Origin of the sequence: Methylobacterium sp. J-001 (assembly GCF_022829565.1) — a bacterium.
Taxonomy (GTDB): domain Bacteria; phylum Pseudomonadota; class Alphaproteobacteria; order Rhizobiales; family Beijerinckiaceae; genus Methylobacterium.
The window spans coordinates 1-20241 of record NZ_JAKSYN010000226.1; the positions used below are offsets into that span (position 1 = coordinate 1).

Below are 20241 nucleotides of genomic sequence, written 5' to 3' on the forward strand. Positions count from 1 at the left end.
TCCGACGTGACCACGGGTCAGTTCGCTGGCTGGACCCCGATGGGCGCGGAAAAGACGGCCACCGGCTACCAGGTGGCCTGGAAGGTGACGGGCGCGGACCAGTACACGGTGTGGAACACCGACGCGAACGGCAACTTCACCGGATACGCCGTCGGTACGGTGTCGGGTTCGGACCCGTCCCTGCTCAAGCTGGAAAAGAGCTTCGCGCAGGATCTGAACAGCGACGGCCAGATCGGGGTCGCAAGCATTCCCAACGCGATCGATGTAGGCTCGACCGGCACTGACAAGTTCGTGGCCAGCATGGGCGTGGATAACTTCGTGTTCCACACCAACTTTGGCAAGGACGTGATTTCAGGGTTAGACGTGAAGCAGGACGGGCTGTGGTTTGATCACACCTTATTCTCCAGCCCGGCGGACATCCTGAACCACGCCACGGACGTGAACGGAAACGTCACCATTGTTCTGGACGCCATCAACTCGGTGACGCTGCAAGGGGTCACCAAGGCTCAGTTAACCGCGTCCGAATTCCACCTGGTGTGAGCGCAAACCAAGCTAGACGGCCCTGTGGAGGCAGGGCCGTCATGGTCGGAACGAATCGCCGCGGTTCAAAGCCATCACCCACTCACGCCGCTGCGGTCTCGACTTGCTAGGCTTGCATCGCTCGGCCCGAAAGGTTCGAAGCGTGCGGCAGGACACGAGGTGGCGCTGAAGGTTGAAGGTGTTGTGGATGGCGGCATGGGATGAGAGAAAGCGCTGGGCTGATCGAGCCGATCTGAAACGTTGCATCTTCCGTTCGCGCCACTGCACCGGCTGGTGGGAGTTCTCGGCCCAGTTGTTCTTGCGCAGGCTGTGCTCATCCCGGCGTGAAGCATTAAGCCCCGCCGAGGCGCTCATTTCTCCCGCCACGCTTTCGCGACCTGATCCTGCAACGGCTTGGTCAGGTATGAGATGGCGGTGCGGTCGCCGGTTTGGATGAAGGTCTCCACCGGCATGCCGGGCACAAGCTTCAGTCCTTTGAGACGGTCGAGTTCCGACGCTGGCACGCTCATGCGGATCGTATAGAACGCCGCTCCCGACTTGGCGTCCTGGCTGACATCGGCCGAGACCCGGCTCACTTCGCCGGTCAGCTCCGGCGTGGTGCGCTGATTGAAAGCGGAAAAGCGCAGCACCGCCTTTTGCCCGATCCGCACCTGGTCGATGTCTTGCGGCTGGATCTTGGCTTCAACCGTGAGTGCATCCGCTTCTGGCACGATCAGCATAATCGGCTCAGCCCCTGGCGTGATTACGCCCCCCACGGTGTGAACGTTGAGCTGATGCACCTTTCCGCTCTGGGGCGCGCGGATGTCCACGCGCTTGAGCTGATCTTCGGCCGCTACCTTTTTTTCAACCAGCTCCGAGGTTTTGGCCCGGATCTCGGCCAGGTCCTTGCCGACCTCCGTTCGTAGGTCCTGGTCGATCTGAAGGATCTGGAGCTCAGTTTCACTGATCCTGCCTTTGGTTTGAGCGATGGTGGACACAAGCGTGCCCCGCTCACCCTCGATCCGGGCCGCATCGCGTTCCAAAGCCGTCATTCGCCCGATCTGGATTAGATTCTTCTGCCAAAGCTCGCGAACGCCCTTCAGCTCCTCGAACACGAGCGCGAGTTCGCGCTTCTTGGCCGCCAGCTGGTCGGTGAGGCCCGAGATTTGTTCGCGGAGCTGAGCGATACGCTCCCTGAACTGCGCGCTCTGGCCGTCCCGCGCCGCGCGGCGGATTTCAAACAGTTTTTGTTCGCCCTGGACGACCCGGGCCACCTCGGGATCCTTTGTTCGCGCCAAAAGATCGGCCGGAAACACGATCCGCTCGGTTCCGTCCTGCTCGGCTTCGTCGCGGGCCTGCTTGGCCGCGAGTTCGTCCAAGCTTTTTGTGACAATCGCCAGATTGGCGCGGGTTTGCGTGTCGTCGAGGCGCACCACCACGTCGCCGGCTTTGACGGGATCGCCCTCGCGGACCTTGATTTCGCTCACCACGCCGCCGGTCGGGTGCTGAACCTTCTTCACGTTCGAGTCCACAACCAGCGATCCAGGCGCGATCACTGCACCGGACAGCTCCGCGGTCGCCGCCCAGCCCCCGATCCCAAAAGCCAAAAGGCCGGCGACCGCCGCCCCGCCCAGCAGCGAGCGGCGCATCGAGCGATAGGTTTTGCTGTTGGGTTGCATGGTGATCAGACCGCTCCGGCCGCCGCGGCTGCGGGACGCACAGGCCCACCCGGCGCCGGCATGCCCGCCGGCGCCACCGCCTGCGCGGCCGGACGCATGATCTGCTCCTTGGGTCCCAAGGCCTTGGCTTCGCCGCCGCCCATCACAAGCACCTGATCGACGGCCGCCAAGGCGCTCGGCCGGTGCGCTACGATCACCGCAATCCCATTGCGCGCCCGCACATTCGCGATCGCCTGCGTCAGCGCTTGTTCGCCTTCGCTGTCCAGGTTTGAGTTGGGCTCGTCCAGCACCACAAGGAACGGATCGCCATACAGGGCCCGAGCTAGGCCGATGCGCTGTCGTTGTCCGCCCGACAGCGCCATGCCACCCTCGCCGATGCGTGTGTCATAGCCCTGTAGAAGACGCACAATCAGCTCATGCACCCCCGCTTGCTCGGCAGCCCGGATGATCGTCTCAGAATCGGCGTCGGGTTCAAATCGGGCGATGTTCTGCCCGATCGTGCCGTCAAACAGTTCGATATCCTGCGGCAGATACCCTACATGCCGACCCAAAGCTTCGGGCGACCATTGATCTAGCGCCGCGCCGTCGAGCCGCACACTGCCGCGCGCCGGCCGCCACACGCCCACTAAGGCTCGCGCCAGCGACGACTTGCCCGACGCGCTCGGGCCGATGACCCCCAGCGCGCTGCCGCTTTGCAGGGCAAATGACAGGTCCCTGACCACAAGCCGCTGATCGCCGGGCGGCACCACGCTGAGCGCCTCAACCGACAGCGTCGACGCGGGCGGGCGCAAGGGCAGCGGCTCGGCGGTCTCGGGCACGGCCACGAATAGTTCGCGCAAGCGCGCCCAGCTTTGACGAGCGCCGGCAAACGCCTTCCAGTGCGCGATCACCAGCTCAACCGGCGCCAGGGCGCGGGCGGACAAGATCGAGCCCGCGATGATGATGCCGCTGCTCGCCTCGCCATGGATGACAAGATAAGCCCCCAGCCCGAGCACGCCTGATTGCAAGGCCATACGCGCCACCTTGGACGCGCCACCGAGCCCACCCGCAACGTCGCCTGCGCGTTCGTGTGCATCCAGATGCTGCTGGTTGACCGCGCTCCAGCGCGCGCTCAAACGCCCGCCCATGCCCATGGCGACGACGACCTCGGCGTTGCGCCGGCTCGCTTCCGCAAGACTCATGCGCGCCGCCCCGTGCAGGGCCGCAGCCTTGACGGGCCTGCGAGTGAACGCTTCGGTGCAGATCGTCAACAGCACCAGCACAACGGCTCCCGCCGAAGCGGCAAGTCCGATCAACGGATGGAATAGGAAGCAGATCGCCAAATAGAACGGCATCCAGGGCAGATCAAAAAAGGCTAGCGGCCCGCCTCCGGCGAGAAAGCTCCGCACCTGATCAAGATCGCGCAAGGGCTGCAGGCCCGCGCCGCCCCCCCGCCCCATTAAGGGCAGACGGGTCACAAGGGTAAACACCCGCGGACTTAAATGCTCATCCAACGACCGAGCCATGCGCGCGAGCACGCGCTGGCGGCAAAAGTCGAGCGCCGCTTGACCCCCATAGAGAACAGCGGCCAAAGCCGAAAGGGCGATCAGGGTCGGCACGCTCCGGCTCGGGAGGACCCGGTCGTAAACCTGGAGCATGTAAAACGAGCCGGTGAGGTAAAGAACGTTAATCAGAGCGCTGAACAGGAACAGCCCGATCACAGCGCTCCGGCAGCCGCGGATGGCCGACAGAAAGCTCACGGGAGAGGGCTTCGAGGCGGCGGATGCGGATGGTTGCACGTCGTCTTTCCAAAATCCTGGGCTCTGGCCAAGGTCAATCAATCACTCAAGGCTGTGCTACAAATGTCTCGGAACGCACAAAACTGGTGCGAGCGGCTCAGATCCTACCCGCCCCGGACGGCGTCCATTTGGCGCCGCCACTTCTATCCCGGTCATATTGGCTGCGGATGCAGTAAATCTGTGTCGAAGCAAAATATTAATACCCCCTTAACAGGTCGGTCTCATCCCGCAACGGCTCGACAGGTTCAATGAAGTTCGCACGCCTCCGCGGCCTGCTCATTGGAGGTGACAACGAACAGTGCCAGGGCCCCACGGATGTTCTTTGCCCCGGCGTCGAACTGCAGCTCGTTGGATGGCCTGTGATGCGGCGCGTCCCCGAGGCTAGCGCGCCTGCGACCTGAGCTCGTCCGCCGGAAGGCCTGTCCTTATGGTTCAAAATCGCCGTACTTCTCTTCGCGGCGATCTTCGGCATGATGCTCGCGTCGTGGCATTATGGGGTCGCCGAGGGTTTTTACGGGCGCGTCTTCGGCCAGATCAGAAGCGGTCGCGTGGCGCTGATCCTCTTGATGCCGACGACACTTCCTAACCTTGGTCGGTCGGCGACTCAAGAATTCGCAGCCTTCGAGCGTCTGCGGGAATGAGATCGACAGTGCCCTGAGGTGCACGGCCTGAGCCGGCGCGGCGGTCCCTCGAGGCCATCCGGCAAGCGGTCTCGTCAGATCAGCCTTTGTCCTCGGATGCAGCGAGCGATCCGCACCGCCGCGGGGTAGGCACGCCGGGCCCGCTATGCGAGAAGCCACGCCGCGCAAAGGCTCGGCGGGACTTGAGCACGTCGGTCTAGACGGCTGCCCGCCCTGCGCCGAACCGACAGGCGCGCCGAGAGGGACGGACGACGGCATGCATCCGGATCTGGCGGGATTGTTCGACGCGGGCTACGTGGCCCGTCGCACCGGCGGCCTGGCCAGCGTGGATGCGGCCGCCTACGCGGCCGAGGGCTGGCTCTCGGAATTCGACCCCAACCCCCTGTTCGACGCGGCTTTCTACCGGGCGCAGGTCTCGTCCTCCGACGCGGCCGGCCTCGGCCCAGCCGAGCATTACTGCGCCCGCGGGGTGGCGGAGGGCCGCGATCCTTCGCCGCTGTTTAGCACGCGCACCTACTTGACCCTCTATCCCGATATCGCCGAGGCCGGGGTCAATCCGCTCGGCCACTACCTCCATTACGGCGCCGCCGAGGGCCGACTGCCAAACCTGCTGGAGGGCCGGGCGCTCGCCGAGGCTACCGGCGCGGTGCTGGCGCACGATCCGGAAAACCCGTACGCGCGGGTTCAGGCAGCGGCCGAGCGGCTGCATGCCAACGCGGCCGACGAGGCCCTGGCGATCCTGGATGGTGCCCCGGTCACCGGGCTGCAGGCGCTGCTTATACGCGTTGGGGCTTTGCTGGCGTTGGGGCGGCGCGAAGCGGCGCTTGAGGCTGCCCACGCGGCTGCGGCACAAGAAGGTGCCGGCCTGATCAGCCGCTGCGCCATTGCCGCATTTCACGCCGAGACTCTGGGCCGGCTTGGGACCGCTGCCGCGGCCTACGAGATCGCTCTGGCGGTCGGGTATGAGGACCCGGCTCTGTTCCGCTTCCGTCTGGCTGTGATTTTCCGGACGTGGGGCCGCTTGGTCGAGTCCGAGGAGCAGGCGCGTCTCGCCCTCGAACTCGGCGACACCAGCCCGCACACCAAGGCTCTACACGACCTGCTCAAGCGCGACCGACTGCAGGCCAAGCGGCTCTATGCCGAGAGCCGCCGCGTGCCGGATTTCGTTCCGCATGCTTGGCAGGCCGCCAACCAAGCTTGGGCGGTCTATCCGCAGATCACCGAACGCCCCCGCCCAACCTCAACCCGAGGTGCGGGGACGGGACTCCTCCTCCTTGATTCGAGCTTTCCGTCCCGCTTTTCGGCATTCCGCTATGGCGAGCTGAGCACCTACCTTTACGCGATCCCCGACAGCCGGGCCGCCTCGTCGCTGCACGATATCGGCCGCTATCAGCCCGGCCGCACGTTCCTCGACGAGGTGCGTCAATTCGAGGCAGGCCATCCGACCCTGACAGGCCGGGTGCGGGCCCTGAACACCGGCCACGACCTCAGCGCTAAGGTGCTGCACACGACTTTTTTGCACAACGCCGCCGTCTTGCTGGCCTCGAACCCGGACCTGCGCGCAGAACGCTTCGTCTTCACCCTCTACCCGGGGGGCAGCTTCATGCCGAACGACCCCGTCTCAGATGCTAAACTCCGGCGCGTTCTCGGCGACCGCCGCTTCGCCAAAGTGCTCACGACCCACACCTTTCAGCGCAACTACCTGCTCGACCGGGGCTGGTGCGATCCGGACCAGATCGCTTTCATCTTCGGCGCCGTCTCGCCCGATTGCTGGGATGTCGCCGGCAGCGCCCGCTGCTCGCGGGTCGGGCGCCCGCTGGACGACACGATCCGGATCTGCTTCGTCGCCCAGCGCTACACGGAGCGCGGCGTTGAGAAGGGCAGCGACGTGTTCACCGAACTGGTCCGCCGCTACGCCGACGACCCGCGCTTTGAATGGCACTTTGTCGGCGATTGGACGCCGGAGCTGCTCGGCCTCACGCAGGTCAAGCGGGTGCGCTTCCACGGCGTGCAGCCGGCCTCGTTCTTCCCGGATTTCTACCCCGGCATGGACATCGTCATCTCGCCGAACCTGTCCCAGATGGAGAGCGAGGGCGGCCGCGGATCGTTCGACGGGTTCCCGACCACCTCCTGCGTCGAGGCTGGGCTGCGCGGGGTGGCGATGTTCCTCTCCGACTCCCTCGAACTCAACCGCCGGCTCGACGGGACGCCGGCCCTCGTGCCCGGCGAGGAGTTCGAGCTGATCACCCGTGACGTCGACGGGATCGCCGCCAAAATCGCGTTCTACGCGGAGGATCGCGAGGCGCTCCGACGGCTCAGTGAGCGTGGCCGGCTCGCGATCCTACGGGAATACAGCTTCGAGCGGCAGATGCGGCCGCGGATCGCCCTGCTACAGGCGCAACTAGATGCCGCCTAAGGCCGCGCCGCAAAGCCAACGTGGATAGGTTCTGAGCAGCGATGTTGCGGTTCGTATCCAAGTCCGCGCGCGCCCAATTCCTGCGGCGCACGACTCGGTCGTCTCCCGGACGGCGGATTTCCGTTGTGATCCCGTCCTACAACCACGCGCCCTACATCGCGCAGGCGATCCGCTCGGTGCTGGACCAGGACCGTCCCGTCGACGAGCTGATCATCGTCGACGATGCCTCAACCGACGACTCGCGGTCGGTCCTCGGCTGAACCATCGACGGCTACGCCGGACCGGTCCGGATCCGATGCGAAATGCTCGACCGCAATGGCGGCGCGCATGCGACGATCGCGCTCGGCCTGTCGCGGGCGAGCGGGGACATGCTCAGCATCCTGAACTCCGACGATGCTTACGCGCCGGACCAGTTCCGGGTCATCCTCAATGCGCTGCCCGGCACGCGGGATTTCGTCGCCTTCACGGGGGTCGATTTCCTGGACGGCGATGGGGCCCGGCTCGGCGATGATGATCCCGTCCGCGTCTGGTACCGGGATGTGCTGGCACAGGCTGGCGCCTGCCCGACCGCCGGCTTCGCGCTGCTCCAGCACAACATTGCGGTGACGAGCGGCAACCTCGTCTTCTCGCGCGGGCTCTACGAGACGGTCGGACCGTTCGCGGCCTACCGCATGTGCCACGACTGGGACTTCCTCATCCGCTGCATGATCCATGTCGAGCCGGTCTTCATTCCGACGGTGCATCTCCACTACCGGACCCATCCAACCAACACTCTCAAATCGACCGCCAACCTGATGCACGGTGAGGGATCAGCGGCCCTGAAGACCTACCTCACGCAGATTTCCGCGGGGGACACGGTCAACAGGCTGGCGCCCACGCCGGAGAACTGGCCGGTCTATTTCCGGTTCTTCACCGAGCCCTACGCCCCCCGGTTCACCGGCCAGCCGATTGAAACCGTTGCCCGCCACCTCTTTCTCGCACCGGAGACGCCTCCATACTGGCTGTCGGCGGCCCCGGATCTCGCGGACACGGGCGGCTACCTCATGCAAGCCCCGGCGGAACAGGATGCGCTGGCGTTGCGCAGATTGGTGTCCCTGCTGATGCCGCGGTGATCGCGTGCCGAAGCACTCAGGGTTGACCGGTCCCGGAGCCGATCGTATCACCCCGCCTCACTCGGCAGATACGCTCTGTCGCTAGTATTTGGTTGATCCTGCTGCGTAACTGACAATCGTAGGACGTCGTGAGTGACACGGAGCCGACCTTGAGCGAGGATATTGAGGCGCTGCGCGCCGAACTCGTCGAAACGCAGGCGAGGCTCCAGGAAGCGCAGGGCGAGTTAGCCCGGCTGGTCCGCCTTGCCGAGGCAGACCTCCATCGCCTGCGTCCCGGTGAGCAGTCGAGCGTTGTCGCCTCCTCGGTGCGCCGCCCCGCTGCCAAGGATATCGCCGCCCGGATAGCCCGATTTGCGCAGCTCTATCGAGAGGCCGCATCCGCTGTCCCTGACCGCTCACCCGTCGTATCCGAGCACACAATGCTAGGATGGCTCGAAGCCTCTGGGTTGTTCGACCGCCAATTCTACCTTGCATGCAACAGCGATGTTGCGGGTGCCGGCGCCGACCCAACTCAGCACTATTACAACCACGGCTTCGAGGAAGGGCGTCTCCCAAGTACGCTCTGAGATCAGGTTGTCAGGTAATCATTTAGCGTGACTGCGTTAAGAAGCGAATTTCGATAGAAAAATTTGTATTCGTGGCGCTAACCAGGTGGGTTAGATCATATAAGTTGCGTTGACCCACCCTTCCTCGTGGCCTAGGGGAGCTGTTAGTTGCCGCACGCTCGAGAGGTCAGACCAATGCAGGATGGTTCAGGGGCGGCCGCGGTGGGTTTGGTCAAGTCCACACCCGCGTTTGAGCAATGGCAGCAAGATTTCTCGACGATCTATCGCAGCGGTCTGTTCGACCACATCTGGTACGCGATGCGCTACCCCGATGTCGGTTTAACCGACCTGTCACCCCTCGAGCACTACGTGAAGTACGGTGCCAGGCTCGGACGGCGCCCACGTTCCGACTTCTTCGCCGGTCCGGACGAGAGCTTCGATGGCACGTTCCTCAATCCCTTCGCGGCCTGGATCCGGTCTCGACCGGGCATTGAGGACGGTCTGGAGCCGACCAGACCGGTCGCCTCTGTCCTGTGCATCACGTACAATCAGGCTAAGTTCATCCGTGAGACTCTCGACAGTATCCTCAGTCAAATCACGAATTTCCCTTTTGAGCTCGTCGTTGGCGACGACTGCTCGAGCGATGGGACCGCAGACATCATCGCGGAGTACGCCGCGCAACACACCAATCTCGTCGCAGTGCTACGGACCGAAAATCTCGGAGTGAATAAGAATTTCGCCGACCTCGCGGAACGCTGCCGTGGCGAGTACGTGGCAATCTGTGAGGGTGACGATTATTGGACTGATACCAGCAAGCTCCAACGCCAGGTTGACTTCCTGCGGGAGCGACCAGAATTCACCGTCTGTTTCCATCCGGTACGCGTCGTTTATGAGGAGATGCCCGGGGTCGAAGAGCTCTATCCGAAGCATTCGAGTTCGCAGCCCTCGCTCTCTGATCTCGTCGCTCATAATTTTATTCAGACTAATAGCGTAATTTATCGTTGGCGCTATCGCAGCGAGGAAGCATTCCAGCTGGATGACAGCATCGCCCCGGTGGATTGGTACGTTCATCTGATGCACGCCGAGGTTGGTCGCATCGGCTTCCTACCTCAAGTGATGGCAGTCTACCGCAAGCACATGGCCGGGATGTGGGCGACCTATGAGACCGAGCTCGCCCGACACAAAAAGCTCGGTCACGCCGAAATCGAGTTCTTTCGTCAACTGCGAGGCCATTTTGGCGGCCGTTACTCGGTGGGCTACGAGGCTTCGCAGAAGACAATCTTCCGGCGCTTGGCCGAGGCCTATCTTGACGAGGAGGACGTCCCGAGCCTCGGGCACCTGATCGACACGCATTCCGACATTGCCCGTTCGGCTCTGAGCGACATGGGTCTCGATGCACCGGAAGACCTCACCGGCGATCCGTCGATCTTGCGCTCTTGGCTAGAAGAGCAGTTGACTGTCAGTGTGATCGTGACTGCCTATAATCACGCTGGGTACATCCGCCGCTGTCTAGACACAGTGCTTGCGCAACGCGGTCTATTCCGTCTTCAGGTAATCATTGGAGATGATAAGTCCACCGACGGATCGGCCGAAATAGTTGAGGCTTACCGGGCGCGTGATCCGGAGCGGATCACCGTGCGTCCCCGGGAGCGCAATCTTGGTATGTTACGCAACATGCAAGATTGCATCGACGCCTGTACGGGTCGCTTCATTGCCTTCTGCGAGGCGGACGATTACTGGCTCTCCGATCGGAAGATCGCAATGCAAATGCGCATGCTGCGCACTGACCGCGCTCTCGACATGTGCTTTAACTGGGTCCTGCTACACTACCCCGCGACCGGTTCTTTCGTCCCGCACGACGAACAGGGCCGGTATCCGACGGGTACGATTAGCTTTCCAGTGTTAGCCAACGCGCCGCTAAGCGCAAACTTTTCTGCATGTTTCTACCGCGCCGAAGCTCTTCGCCGTATACCGGAGGCATTCTACGAGACAACCTCGGCCGCCGACTGGTTGATGAACCTTTATGTCGCCGACAAGGGTCGCATAGCCTTCCTTCGCGAACTCCTGTCAGTCTACACGATCCAGGGTAAGGGCCAGTGGTCGGGCCTGCCCGAGGACATCAAGAACGCCCGGGTGGCACAGTACCAGAAGCAATTCGCTAAGATCTTCGGGGAGGGGCGTGGCTTCGAGAAATACGAGGTCGGCTGCACAATCGCCGAGCTCGACGGCGAACTGCCGGATTCCTTCGCCCGGGCGAACCTTGAAACGCCGCAGGACCGCGTCTGGGCTGAGATCCAGGACGGGCAGGTGCTGCTCTCCGGCTGGGTGGTTTCGGCGAGCCGAGCCAAGGCGACGCTCATCGCCGAGGTCGACGGCGAGGTTCAGCGGATCCCCGTGGACGTCCACCGGCCCGACGTGATCGCGGCTGTGCTGGGTGACATGCCGACAACCATGGAGGAGGCTCGCTGCGGCTTCCGCTTCACCCTGCCCTATGCGCTCCACCTCGAAGTGCTGCTGTCGATCGAGGTCGAGCACGAGGTCGTGCCGTGGCTGTCGATCATCTTCACGCACCGGGTGAAGCGGACCGACCGACAGGGGTAAGACGGCGGGCTACCGCCTTCCGCCCAGCCAGCCCCGCACCCGCTCGAACGGCGTGTGGGGCCGGTCCAGCACGCGGGTGACTTCAGCGGCCAGCCGCGCGGCGACGATCTCGCGGGCCGGGTCGTCGTAATGGACGATGTCGTAGAAGGTCCCCGCCTCCCGATCGCGGAAGAGCCCGCTGAGGTCGAGCGCCGTGAAGGTGCTCCGGTAGGGCCGCCGCGCCGCGAGCGCGGTCGTGAACGCCTCCAGCTTGGCGTACTGGCGGTCGAGATAGGCCAGGAACGCCCCCGAGGCGACGCTCCGCTCCACCGCGGTGAGGTGGCGCTTGCGCAGCACTGTCGGCTGCAGGACGCTCACGATCGGCACGGCATGGTCGTGGGACAGCTTGGTGAGCCGGTGCGCGGCGCCCTGGTAGTGGTGGACGATGGCGTCCTCCCAGCCGGGCGTCTGCCAGCCCACCTCCGCGCGCAGCCGCTTCAGCTCCTCGTAGATCAGCGTGACCAGCGCATCGTAGGACAGGCCGTCCTCGCGCGCGCGGGGATCGTGCGTGTCGAAGAAGTGGTCGTAGAGCCGCTCGGTGATGAAGGCGTTGTACGGGTGGCCGGGCCGCGGATCGTAGGTCCAGGGCTGGAACAGGTCGGTGCTGCCGCTCATCACCACGATCGCGTCGGGCCGGTAGCCGACGAGCCGCGACCAGATCAGGTGGGTCATCTGCGTGAGGCAGCTCGACATCACGCCGAAATTGTAGACCCGCGCCGCGGCGAGCCCGTCCGCGCGCAGGATCCGCTCAAGGCGCCCCGGCAGGGTGTTGGCCAGCGTGCCGCCGTCGATGGTGGTCGAGTCGCCGACCACGAAGACCCGGGTCTCGCCGGGGGGCTTGTCCACCGTGATGGCAGTGGCGTTGAGGAAGCCCTGGGCGTCGAACGGGACGCCGTAATGGCTCGCCCCCGGCTTGCCGGCGAACTGGATGTAGGGGCTCGGGTGGCGGGTGTTCGAGTCGAGATAGCCGAAATGGTGCAGGAACTTGCGCCGGCGTGCGGCATCCTCGCTCTCGGGCGGCGCCCAGATCTGGTCGACGCCCGGCGCGATGAGCGCCGCCAGCATCGCGGCCTGGAGCGCGGCGTTGCCGGCGGCGTTGAGGCTCACGCCGTCGTCGCTGAGATCGGGCCTGAGCGCGCCCGCGGCATTCGCCAGCACGGGATCGTGGTCGATGAAGCCGGCGCCGTATTCATGGACGTGGTCCCGCAGCCACGCGTTCACCTGTCCGATGAGTTCGAGGGGCCGCCCGGAAGCGGCGGGTGAGGCCGGGTCTACCGGCGGGATCGAGCCGACCCAGCTGCGCACGTAGAGGTCGCGGGTGTCGGCGAGCATCGCCCGGATGTCAGCCACGATGCCGTCGAGCGACACGCCCGGGGCGCCGCCCAGGATGTCGTCGCGGCCGCAGATCAGGTGCAGGCCCCGGGCGCCGTAGAGGGCGATCTCGGAGCGGAGCCGGCGCGCCATGTCCCGGGTCGTCTGGCCGGCGATTCCGCGCGGCACGGTCTGCGGGCCGGAAAAGGCCTGCGGCATCTGCGCCGTCCAGCCGGCCGTCACCGAATCGCCGAAGAACAGGATCGGCCCGAACGGGAAGAGCGGCCTGTCGCCGGCCGGCGCGCTCATGCGGTCGCCCTCGTCATGCGTGTCGTGGTCCGTGATGCGGGGTATCCTCCGGCACGCCCGTTCAGCCGGCCGCGAAGATCTCGATCCCGTCGAGATGCAGGACCTGCTCCTCGTCGAGATCGACCTTCAGGTAGCGGAACCGGGTAGTGTCGAAGCGGAGATGGAGCGGGAGGCCGGGGTGCCAGTCGGCATCCACCGCGTCGAAGACGAGGCGGTAATCGGCTTCCGCTTCGCCGAGCCAGACCCGCATCATCTGGGCGCGCTCGCTGAGCTGCCCCCAGCGGTTGTAGAGCCGGATCTCCGAGATCCTCTCGACCGCGCCGAGATCGAGCACGAACCAGGGATTCGGCTCGAGCGCCGTGTGGAAGAAGAACGACGGGTCGCCGGTGGTCCGCTCGCCGTAGATACCCGTGGTCCCGGACCAGGGCGAGGCCGAGCTGGCCCGCCAGGTCTTGCCCAGCGCGAGGTTCTCGGACGGTCGGACCGAGACCAGGGTGTCCATCTCCAGTTCACCGATCAGCGTCTTGATCTTCTTCGAGGCCTCCCGCAAGGGCGGGATCTCCAAATCGAGCTTGTAGATCAGGTTCGACAGGATGCTCTGGTCGAAGCGGTGGTCGATGAAGCCGTCGAAATCGGCTAAGCCCATCTGGTTGGGGATGTCGGTGACGACCCGCTCGTCGCCGGCATAGCGCAGCCATTCGGCGACGAGGTGGCGGGTCTCGGGGCTGACCATGAAGGCGATCCAGGTCGCCTGGATCTGGTCGGCGTTCCAGTAGCGCTCCGTGTCGCAGTCCATGAGCACGAAGCAGTCGCGCTTGGTCCAGATCCGTTGCGGCTTCCCGTGCAGCACGCCGACCGCGACCCGGCGCCCGGATCCGGCGAGCCAGGTCAGGAGCGGCGTGACCGGCGGCAGCGGATCGTCGTCGATCGCCTGCATGCCGGTATCGGTGAACACGATGAAGTCGCCGTCGCGGCTCTGCGCGAGCGCCTCGGCGATAATGTAGGGCTTCCAGGCCCAGTTCCCAGCGCCCCGGGAGCGGTCGAGGATCGCCCTGTGCGCCGCGTAGAACGGCGTCCCGCGCAGCCGGTCGGGCGACCAGCTCTCGATCGTGTCGAATTCCCCGGTGGCGGCGGCCGCGGCGACCAAGCGGCGCTGGCTTTCGATGTAGTGGTACTTCGCCGCGAAGCTGACCAGGGTGTTGCGGCGAGGGCGAAGGCGGCGCCGCTGCTGCATCAGAACCTCGGCCCGGTGTATCGGGAAGGCGTTGACCCGCAGGGCCTCTGAGGGCTGGACAGCGCTGACCAAATTGATCCTCCGGGATGGCTCGCGGCGCTTGTCACCGACTTTCTAAACCACGGCAAGGCGCGTCGCCTGAGGGCGTTCAGGCGTCGTCGAAGGCGAGGTTCTCGAGCGGGTAGTCAAGCATCAACTGCCGACGCTCCGACGAGTTGTCCCATTCTCCAACTTTGGTGTACGCACCCGCCACATCAAGTACTTCGATGATGGTCCCAATAGTTGGAATGCCACGAAAGTGTTGAGGCCAGCCGGACGCGAAATAAAAGACTTGCTCAACATGCTCTGAAAGATGACAAACTCCTGGCCCGAAGGTTCCAAGGCCAAACACTAAGTAACGCCCATTCGCTAGCGCTGCGACGTCGTCTGCTAGAGTACCGCTCTGAGTTGTTAACGGAATTCCAATTTCAGAGATATATGCCTCTAAGGCGGTGATAACCGGATTGAGACGGTTCTCGAAGACCATCTTAATTGATGAAATTCGATTTTCTGCGAGGAGGCGGCCAATGACTAATTTGTAGAAGGCTAGGGGTGGCTGGGGGTAATGAGGGGCGACCCAAGTGCTGAAAATATCGCCGGAGCGGATATGGATGAGCAATTGATCGCGCGGCTTCTCACTAAACTTGGCAGGCAAGCGATTAAACAACGGGTGAATATAGTTCGTTATGATGTGCCAGGATTCTTTTTGCTCAAGATCTTGTGACAGTTTTTGTACTTTGACGTCAAAAAACATCCCAGACAAAAAATAACCGTCATCAGGAAGTGCGTCTGTCGATGGTATGAAGGTTATGCCACCTATATCAACAGGATGTTTTATATCAAGAACTTCACTCCTGTCCATGATCGAGAGTTTAATATATTTAAGTTTAAGCGCGCGGCAGATGCCGATAGCGAGCAAGCATTGGATAATGAAATTGCCGAAGGCGCCGTTCTCGTAGAGATCGATGCCGACAAGAGTTAGACTTTTTTGATTTGGGCTGCTCAAAAATCTGTAAGCTCTGTAAACATCGAGACCTGGACGCTCAGACACGATATCAAAATCGGCGTCGAGAAGCTTGCGCAGCGCGATAAGATCGAAACTGGCGCGCTCACTCCAGATACGCACGGCGCTTTCGATATTCAGCCCTACTTCGAGTCGGATATAGCGTGTCCAGCTCGTCTCGCCCGGAACAAACTCCATCGACAGCGCGCCATCCTCCCCGCCGACTGGCGGGATTATCTCAGGATGCGACCACGTCTCGCCGTCATCCGAGAATGCAACGATATCGTTGAACGCCTTCTGGGTTGGTCTCGGGTTTGATGAGTCTATTTGTATAGAATGGATTGGAAACCGAAGGCCGAGGTCGATCTTCCGCCAGGAACTGGATGGGTTTATTTCTGCTTGCAAGGAACCGTCTTGATTGACAGCTTGCCATGAGCTGCCCTGCATCAGGTCGATCAGATTTTGACGGTATACAGGTCCCATAGACATCAACGTGTGTTCCGTGCCTTTTCGCCTAACTGCCTGCCGACAACCACACGCCCTGGAGCTTGGGTGTTGCAAGTTCAAGCCTTCTACCACGAGCGCGATCGTTGTCGCGGGACCGGCCCGCATTCAAGCAAAAGGGTGATCCGAGCGTTCAGCTCCATGGCAGGTGTCTCTACGGTAGCCTGCTACACCGGTCGAGGGGTGGGGGCGTCGAGAGCCGGCTGATCCGCGCCGGATGGACAAGGCTCTCGAACCGATGCGATATTGGCGTGACTGTCGATGGAGTTTAGCGCTCGGTCCCTCGATGCAGCATCATCGTTGTGGCTCGCGCTAGATTGCGTAAGATGGAATTGATCGAGCATGCCAATCAAAATCGTTGACCGCGGCCGCAATAACCAAATTGATACGTCTGATGACTTTCTCGAGACCCAAAATGGAACAATTTTTTTTGAGCGTGATAACAGCCATGTGATTATCGGTAAGAACTCTAACAGTGACGATATTTATTTGCATTGTGGGTCAGATGCCGTAGTCCATATTGGCGATCACGTGCGATTGGCCAAAGCTAGAATGCATATTGTAGCTCCGACAAAATTAATTGTCGCAGAGTTTACCTCATTTGTCGGCAGCGCCCAAATATCTACGCATGAGCCGGCGGAAGTCACTTTTGGACACAACTGTCTTATTGCTGACGAGGTTACCGTTTCCGTCAGCGATATGCACTCAGTGATAGACTTGGAGACCGGCGCGCGTATCAATCCTGCACGGCCTATTATGCTTGGTCATCGTGTGTGGATCGGCGCGAGATCGACGGTTTTGAAGGGCACGACGATCGGCGATGGATCATTCATCGGTGCGCATTCGCTGGTGCGCGGGACGTTTCCAGCCAATGTGATGGCCGCAGGCGTGCCAGCTAGAATAATTCGATCGAATGTGACATGGCGCACTGAGTTGCTTTAATAATTCTCTTTCGTCTAAAAATCATCGAGGTCGGTCGATCGCTGTATCGATGTTTTGGATGCGACAGTTCAAGACTTCTCATGCGATTTGACGAGGGTATCGAATGGGTTCGTGGTTGAGAAATCTCGGTGAGCAAATGACGCTTGTTCGCTTTTACAGGGGAACAGAGCCTGGATCCGCTCCCAATCCCGAAAATATCCGTCCACGCGGAATTGCAGTCAACGTTGTAGATCGGACGTTTTATTATCTTGATAATCAGGGCAAGCTCGCTCAATGGAACGCTTCAGCGATGCCTGATGATCTGTGGGATCGGTTTGCTAATGGGTTCGAGGTAAGGTCTAATATCTAGCATCGTCCAATGGTACGCAGCGACTGCGAATGAAAGCTCGGCGTTTGATCGATCGGGCCGAACTCCCAATATTGTAGGTTGCTGTACCGCTTGTCGCGCAAGGAGCTGTCAGCCGAGGTTCGGTCTGAGCATTGCAGACTGCATCACAACTAGCGCCCGACTTGGTCTTATACCGGGTGCCGCCGGGTGGCGGTAACCGGCGTCGCAGAACGCGCGCAGGTTGCGCCGGTCCAGGCCGACATCGCACAGCGCGTCATCGTCGAGCGCCGAGAGGACGCGGTAGGTCCGCGCAGCCGCGCGCCGGATTCGAGTGAATCTCAAGATCGAGACAAGCATATCGTGCTATCCACCGCTATGAATATTAACGTGATTCGATATTAGACGGATGTGAGCGTCGTTTTATTCTACGGTTCGCGCATCACTCATTTGAGCGATACTGCGTTGAAAATCGTGTCGGCTGGGGATTTGTTTCGGCGGTGGCCGGGACGGGGAGCGGGCACAGCAGGAGCAGGAGCAGGCGCATCAGCTCGGCCTGCCGGTTGGTGCCGGTCTTCTCGAACAGGCGGCGCAGATGCGCGCGCGCCGTGTGCACGGTGATCCGGCGCCGGGCCGCGCTCGCCGCGAGGTCGTGCCCGGCCAGGATGTCGGTGGCCAGGGCCGCCTCGGCCGGCGTGAAGCCGAACAGGTCCTGCAGCACCCCCGGGTCCGGCAGCGGGGCGGCGGCGGGGTCGATAGGGCGGCGTCGTTGGCCCAGGTGATCGTCTGGTCCGGCTCGACCAGGATCACGCCCTCGGTCAGGCCGGCGATGATCTGCCTCAGCTCGTGTCTGTCGACGCCCGCGGTCACGGTGGTTCAGCTGCCTCGCCTGATGCGACCCGGACTGGATTGGCGGCGGGTAATAGGCGGCGGACCCGGTTGTCCCCTTGTGCGCAATCGGATTGCTGGTATATTTTACTTAGGACAGTAATGGACTGTCGTAGTGCGGGCGCATACGGTCTCGGCTGCGGTCGTCCGGTCCCTCGCCTCCGCGATCGGGACGCAGCCACCGCGCTCGGCCAGCAAGCAGCGTCCTTAGGTGCCCCGAAGCCCCCTGCCGCGACGGCCTCGGACGCTTCGTGCTCCAGCCGATCGTCGAAGCCCCAGACCGTTCAGACCGCCGCAACGAGGCCGAACTTCTCGCAGCGGCCGCTCGCGCGAAACACCCTCACCCGAAGCGCCCGCAATACAGATCACCGTTTCCTTGCCTGCGGGGGGCACGTCCATAGACTTGGCCGCTCCGCCGGACCGCGCTCGCGCACGCGACGCCGGGCAACACGACAGGCCCCATGCCCCTCCGCTCCCACGCCCCCCGCCTTACCCGTCGGCGCGCGGCCGCCTGGCTCGCCGCCGCCCTCGCACTGGCGGCTGTCCCGTCCCGCGCGGCCGAGCCGGTGGTGCTGCGGGTCGGCGACCAGAAGGGCGGCAACCGCTCGCTGCTGGAGATCTCCGGCTACGGAAAGGACCTGCCCTACACCATCGCCTGGTCGGAATTCCCCGCCGCCGCGCCGATCCTGGAGGCGCTCAATGCCGGCGCCCTCGATGTCGGCTATACCGGCGACCTGTCCCTGCTCACCGCCTACGCGGCCGGCGCCCCGATCAAGGCGATCGGCGGCACCAGATCGGACCCGAAAACGCAGGCGATCCTGGTGCGCCAGGATTCGCCGATCCGCTCGGCCGCTGACCTCAGGGGCAAGCGCTTGGCCGGCACCCGCGGCGGCTGGGGCCAGTTCCTGATCGACGCGACCCTGGAGAAGGCGGGGATCAGGCTGGAGGACGCCACCTTCGCAGCCCTCAACCCCGTGGACGCCAAGGTCGCCCTGGTCGCCGGCTCGGTGGATGCCTGGGCGGTGTGGGAGCCCTACGTCTCGTTCGCGACCCTGAAGGACAAGGCCCGGGTGATCGCCGATGGCGAGGGCCTGACGCCGACCCTCACGTTCATCGTCGCCTCCGACAGCGCCATCGCCGAGAAGCGCGCCGCCGTGCAGGACCTGCTGGACCGCCTGAACAAGGCCCGGCTGTGGTCCCTCGACCATCTCGACATCTATGCCAGGAGCACCGCCGCGCTGACCCGGATGCCCGAGGACGTGCTGCGCGCGGCCTACGGCGCCCAGCGATCCAGCCCGATCGGGATCGACGACGGCGTGGTGCAGGAGACCCAGGCGGCGTCGGATCGCGCCACGCGCTACGGGATCCTGAGCAAGCGGCTCGATGTGAGCCGGGTGCTCGACCGCAGCTTCAAGGCGGCGGCCGCGAATTAAGCGGCCTGCTTTCGGCATGGACGGACCCGTCGGAAGCGGGCCGACGGTGCACGCTTGATGCGCGTCCGGACGTGCCGGCGGGATGCTGTCACCCGCGGCTTCCCATGACTTTGAAGCCGGGTTGCCATCCCTCTGCACCGGCAAAACTCTGCGCTCGTCGGGGGCGGGCGGCTTGCGGACAACCCGGCTGTACGCCAGATTTGGCTCATGTCCTTCGAGACGATGCACACGTTGCGCCGCGACCCCGAGGTTAAGCCGCTCTTTTCAGAGCTGAGCGTGGTCGTAACCCTGTGTGACACGGTGACGGACGATGGGCTTCCCGTTGCCGCCGGATCGCGTGGAACGATCGTCGAGGTCTATGCCGGTGGCGAGGCCTATGAGGTCGAGTTCGCACGCCCGGTCATCGGCAACGCGACGATTCCAGCCGAAGCTCTCGAGGCAGCCTGACGCGATGCCACGTCCGGGCGGCCGGGTGCCGGTACCCTGCATCCCGGACGCCAAGATCGGCGGCTATCTCCTCGACGTGGGTCATGACGAAGGTGGGCCAAAAGCCGCGTTTTTTCTCGCCCGCGGTTTTGCACGCGAGGATCCCCGCCCCTTCATCGCTGCGCTTCTCGATCACGGCCGAAGCGACAATTTTTCCCGTGCAGCCGAGAATAGGTTTGTCACCAAATACATCTACGAAGGGACGATGCAGATGCCCGACGGATCGAGTCATCGTATCAGATCCGTCTGGAAGCTTGTCGACGATGGTGCCTTCATAGCGCTCGTGACCGCATACCCGATCTGAGCTTGCCCGATCTGAGCTTGCGACTTCGAGGCTGAGCGGAATTCCATCGTTATCCGTGCATCCGTCCACGACGGACCGCTCATGAACAGGCCTACGAGATCGAGGATTCCCTACGCCTGATCCCGCCGCCCAC

Annotated in this window: 14 protein-coding genes and 3 pseudogenes; 10 read left to right on the forward strand and 7 right to left on the reverse strand. The window is 63.2% G+C overall.

What is annotated here, in order from left to right; translation table 11 throughout:
- Positions 1-540, forward strand: a pseudogene (locus MKK65_RS29360) (hypothetical protein); the annotation flags it as partial.
- A gap of 39 nt (positions 541-579) precedes the next feature.
- Here MKK65_RS29360 and MKK65_RS29365 read toward each other — a convergent pair.
- The 3 genes and pseudogenes from MKK65_RS29365 to MKK65_RS29375 all read right to left on the reverse strand — a co-directional run.
- Positions 580-858: pseudogene (locus MKK65_RS29365) on the reverse strand (hypothetical protein); the annotation flags it as partial.
- A gap of 32 nt (positions 859-890) precedes the next feature.
- Positions 891-2198: an HlyD family type I secretion periplasmic adaptor subunit gene (locus tag MKK65_RS29370; RefSeq protein WP_409565522.1), complete on the reverse strand. Its 1308-nt coding sequence runs from the start codon at positions 2196-2198 to the stop codon at positions 891-893.
- 5 nt (positions 2199-2203) lie between these two features.
- Positions 2204-3937 (reverse strand): type I secretion system permease/ATPase, encoded by a 1734-nt coding sequence (locus MKK65_RS29375; RefSeq protein ID WP_243961720.1) that lies wholly within the window; start codon positions 3935-3937, stop codon positions 2204-2206.
- Positions 3938-4446: 509 nt separating this feature from the next.
- Between MKK65_RS29375 and MKK65_RS29380 the strand changes: the two genes are divergently transcribed.
- From MKK65_RS29380 to MKK65_RS29400, 5 genes and pseudogenes are all read left to right on the forward strand, one after another.
- Complete coding sequence (locus MKK65_RS29380) at positions 4447-4617, forward strand: hypothetical protein (protein ID WP_243961721.1); 171 nt, start codon at positions 4447-4449, stop codon at positions 4615-4617.
- 256 nt (positions 4618-4873) lie between these two features.
- A complete protein-coding gene (locus MKK65_RS29385; RefSeq protein ID WP_243961722.1) occupies positions 4874-7033 on the forward strand; it encodes a glycosyltransferase family 4 protein in 2160 nt (719 codons plus the stop codon).
- A gap of 176 nt (positions 7034-7209) precedes the next feature.
- Positions 7210-8145: pseudogene (locus MKK65_RS29390) on the forward strand (glycosyltransferase).
- 149 nt (positions 8146-8294) lie between these two features.
- On the forward strand, positions 8295-8711 hold the full coding sequence (locus MKK65_RS29395) for a hypothetical protein (protein ID WP_243961723.1): 417 nt from the start codon (positions 8295-8297) through the stop codon (positions 8709-8711).
- 174 nt (positions 8712-8885) lie between these two features.
- Entirely contained in the window at positions 8886-11291 is a 2406-nt protein-coding gene (locus tag MKK65_RS29400; protein WP_243961724.1) for a glycosyltransferase, read from the forward strand.
- Positions 11292-11300: 9 nt separating this feature from the next.
- Here the strand turns inward: MKK65_RS29400 and MKK65_RS29405 are convergent, their stop codons facing one another.
- The 3 genes from MKK65_RS29405 to MKK65_RS29415 all read right to left on the reverse strand — a co-directional run bounded on the left by MKK65_RS29405 (position 11301) and on the right by MKK65_RS29415 (position 15715).
- On the reverse strand, positions 11301-12950 hold the full coding sequence (locus tag MKK65_RS29405) for an SGNH/GDSL hydrolase family protein (protein ID WP_243961726.1): 1650 nt from the start codon (positions 12948-12950) through the stop codon (positions 11301-11303).
- A gap of 61 nt (positions 12951-13011) precedes the next feature.
- On the reverse strand, positions 13012-14256 hold the full coding sequence (locus MKK65_RS29410) for a discoidin domain-containing protein (protein ID WP_243961728.1): 1245 nt from the start codon (positions 14254-14256) through the stop codon (positions 13012-13014).
- Between the two features lie 76 nt (positions 14257-14332).
- Positions 14333-15715 carry a discoidin domain-containing protein gene (locus tag MKK65_RS29415; RefSeq protein WP_243961730.1) on the reverse strand — a complete coding sequence of 461 codons (1383 nt, stop codon included), beginning with the start codon at positions 15713-15715 and terminating at the stop codon, positions 14333-14335.
- A 357-nt stretch (positions 15716-16072) separates the two neighbouring features.
- Here MKK65_RS29415 and MKK65_RS29420 point away from each other — a divergent pair, with 357 nt between their 5' ends.
- The gene (locus tag MKK65_RS29420) at positions 16073-16672 is read left to right on the forward strand and encodes an acyltransferase (RefSeq protein ID WP_243961732.1); all 600 of its coding nucleotides are present in this window, start codon (positions 16073-16075) and stop codon (positions 16670-16672) included.
- Positions 16673-17439: 767 nt separating this feature from the next.
- Here the strand turns inward: MKK65_RS29420 and MKK65_RS29425 are convergent.
- Complete coding sequence (locus MKK65_RS29425; protein WP_243961748.1) at positions 17440-17718, reverse strand: helix-turn-helix transcriptional regulator; 279 nt, start codon at positions 17716-17718, stop codon at positions 17440-17442.
- A gap of 628 nt (positions 17719-18346) precedes the next feature.
- Here MKK65_RS29425 and MKK65_RS29435 point away from each other — a divergent pair.
- The 3 genes from MKK65_RS29435 to MKK65_RS29445 all read left to right on the forward strand — a co-directional run bounded on the left by MKK65_RS29435 (position 18347) and on the right by MKK65_RS29445 (position 20108).
- Positions 18347-19318 carry an ABC transporter substrate-binding protein gene (locus tag MKK65_RS29435; protein ID WP_243961733.1) on the forward strand — a complete coding sequence of 324 codons (972 nt, stop codon included), beginning with the start codon at positions 18347-18349 and terminating at the stop codon, positions 19316-19318.
- 207 nt (positions 19319-19525) lie between these two features.
- Complete coding sequence (locus MKK65_RS29440) at positions 19526-19765, forward strand: DUF4926 domain-containing protein (protein WP_243961734.1); 240 nt, start codon at positions 19526-19528, stop codon at positions 19763-19765.
- A 4-nt stretch (positions 19766-19769) separates the two neighbouring features.
- Positions 19770-20108, forward strand: a complete 339-nt coding sequence (locus tag MKK65_RS29445; protein ID WP_243961735.1) for a DUF6883 domain-containing protein — start codon at positions 19770-19772, stop codon at positions 20106-20108.
- Positions 20109-20241: the final 133 nt, after the last annotated feature.

Coding starts and splice junctions, on each gene's coding strand:
- MKK65_RS29370 (WP_409565522.1), bottom strand. CDS start 2,198: ATGCAACCCAACAGCAAAACCTATCGCTCGATGCGCCGCTCGCTGCTG.
- MKK65_RS29380 (WP_243961721.1), top strand. CDS start 4,447: ATGATGCTCGCGTCGTGGCATTATGGGGTCGCCGAGGGTTTTTACGGG.
- MKK65_RS29385 (WP_243961722.1), top strand. CDS start 4,874: ATGCATCCGGATCTGGCGGGATTGTTCGACGCGGGCTACGTGGCCCGT.
- MKK65_RS29400 (WP_243961724.1), top strand. CDS start 8,886: ATGCAGGATGGTTCAGGGGCGGCCGCGGTGGGTTTGGTCAAGTCCACA.
- MKK65_RS29405 (WP_243961726.1), bottom strand. CDS start 12,950: ATGAGCGCGCCGGCCGGCGACAGGCCGCTCTTCCCGTTCGGGCCGATC.
- MKK65_RS29415 (WP_243961730.1), bottom strand. CDS start 15,715: ATGTCTATGGGACCTGTATACCGTCAAAATCTGATCGACCTGATGCAG.
- MKK65_RS29420 (WP_243961732.1), top strand. CDS start 16,073: ATGCCAATCAAAATCGTTGACCGCGGCCGCAATAACCAAATTGATACG.
- MKK65_RS29435 (WP_243961733.1), top strand. CDS start 18,347: ATGCCCCTCCGCTCCCACGCCCCCCGCCTTACCCGTCGGCGCGCGGCC.
- MKK65_RS29440 (WP_243961734.1), top strand. CDS start 19,526: ATGTCCTTCGAGACGATGCACACGTTGCGCCGCGACCCCGAGGTTAAG.
- MKK65_RS29445 (WP_243961735.1), top strand. CDS start 19,770: ATGCCACGTCCGGGCGGCCGGGTGCCGGTACCCTGCATCCCGGACGCC.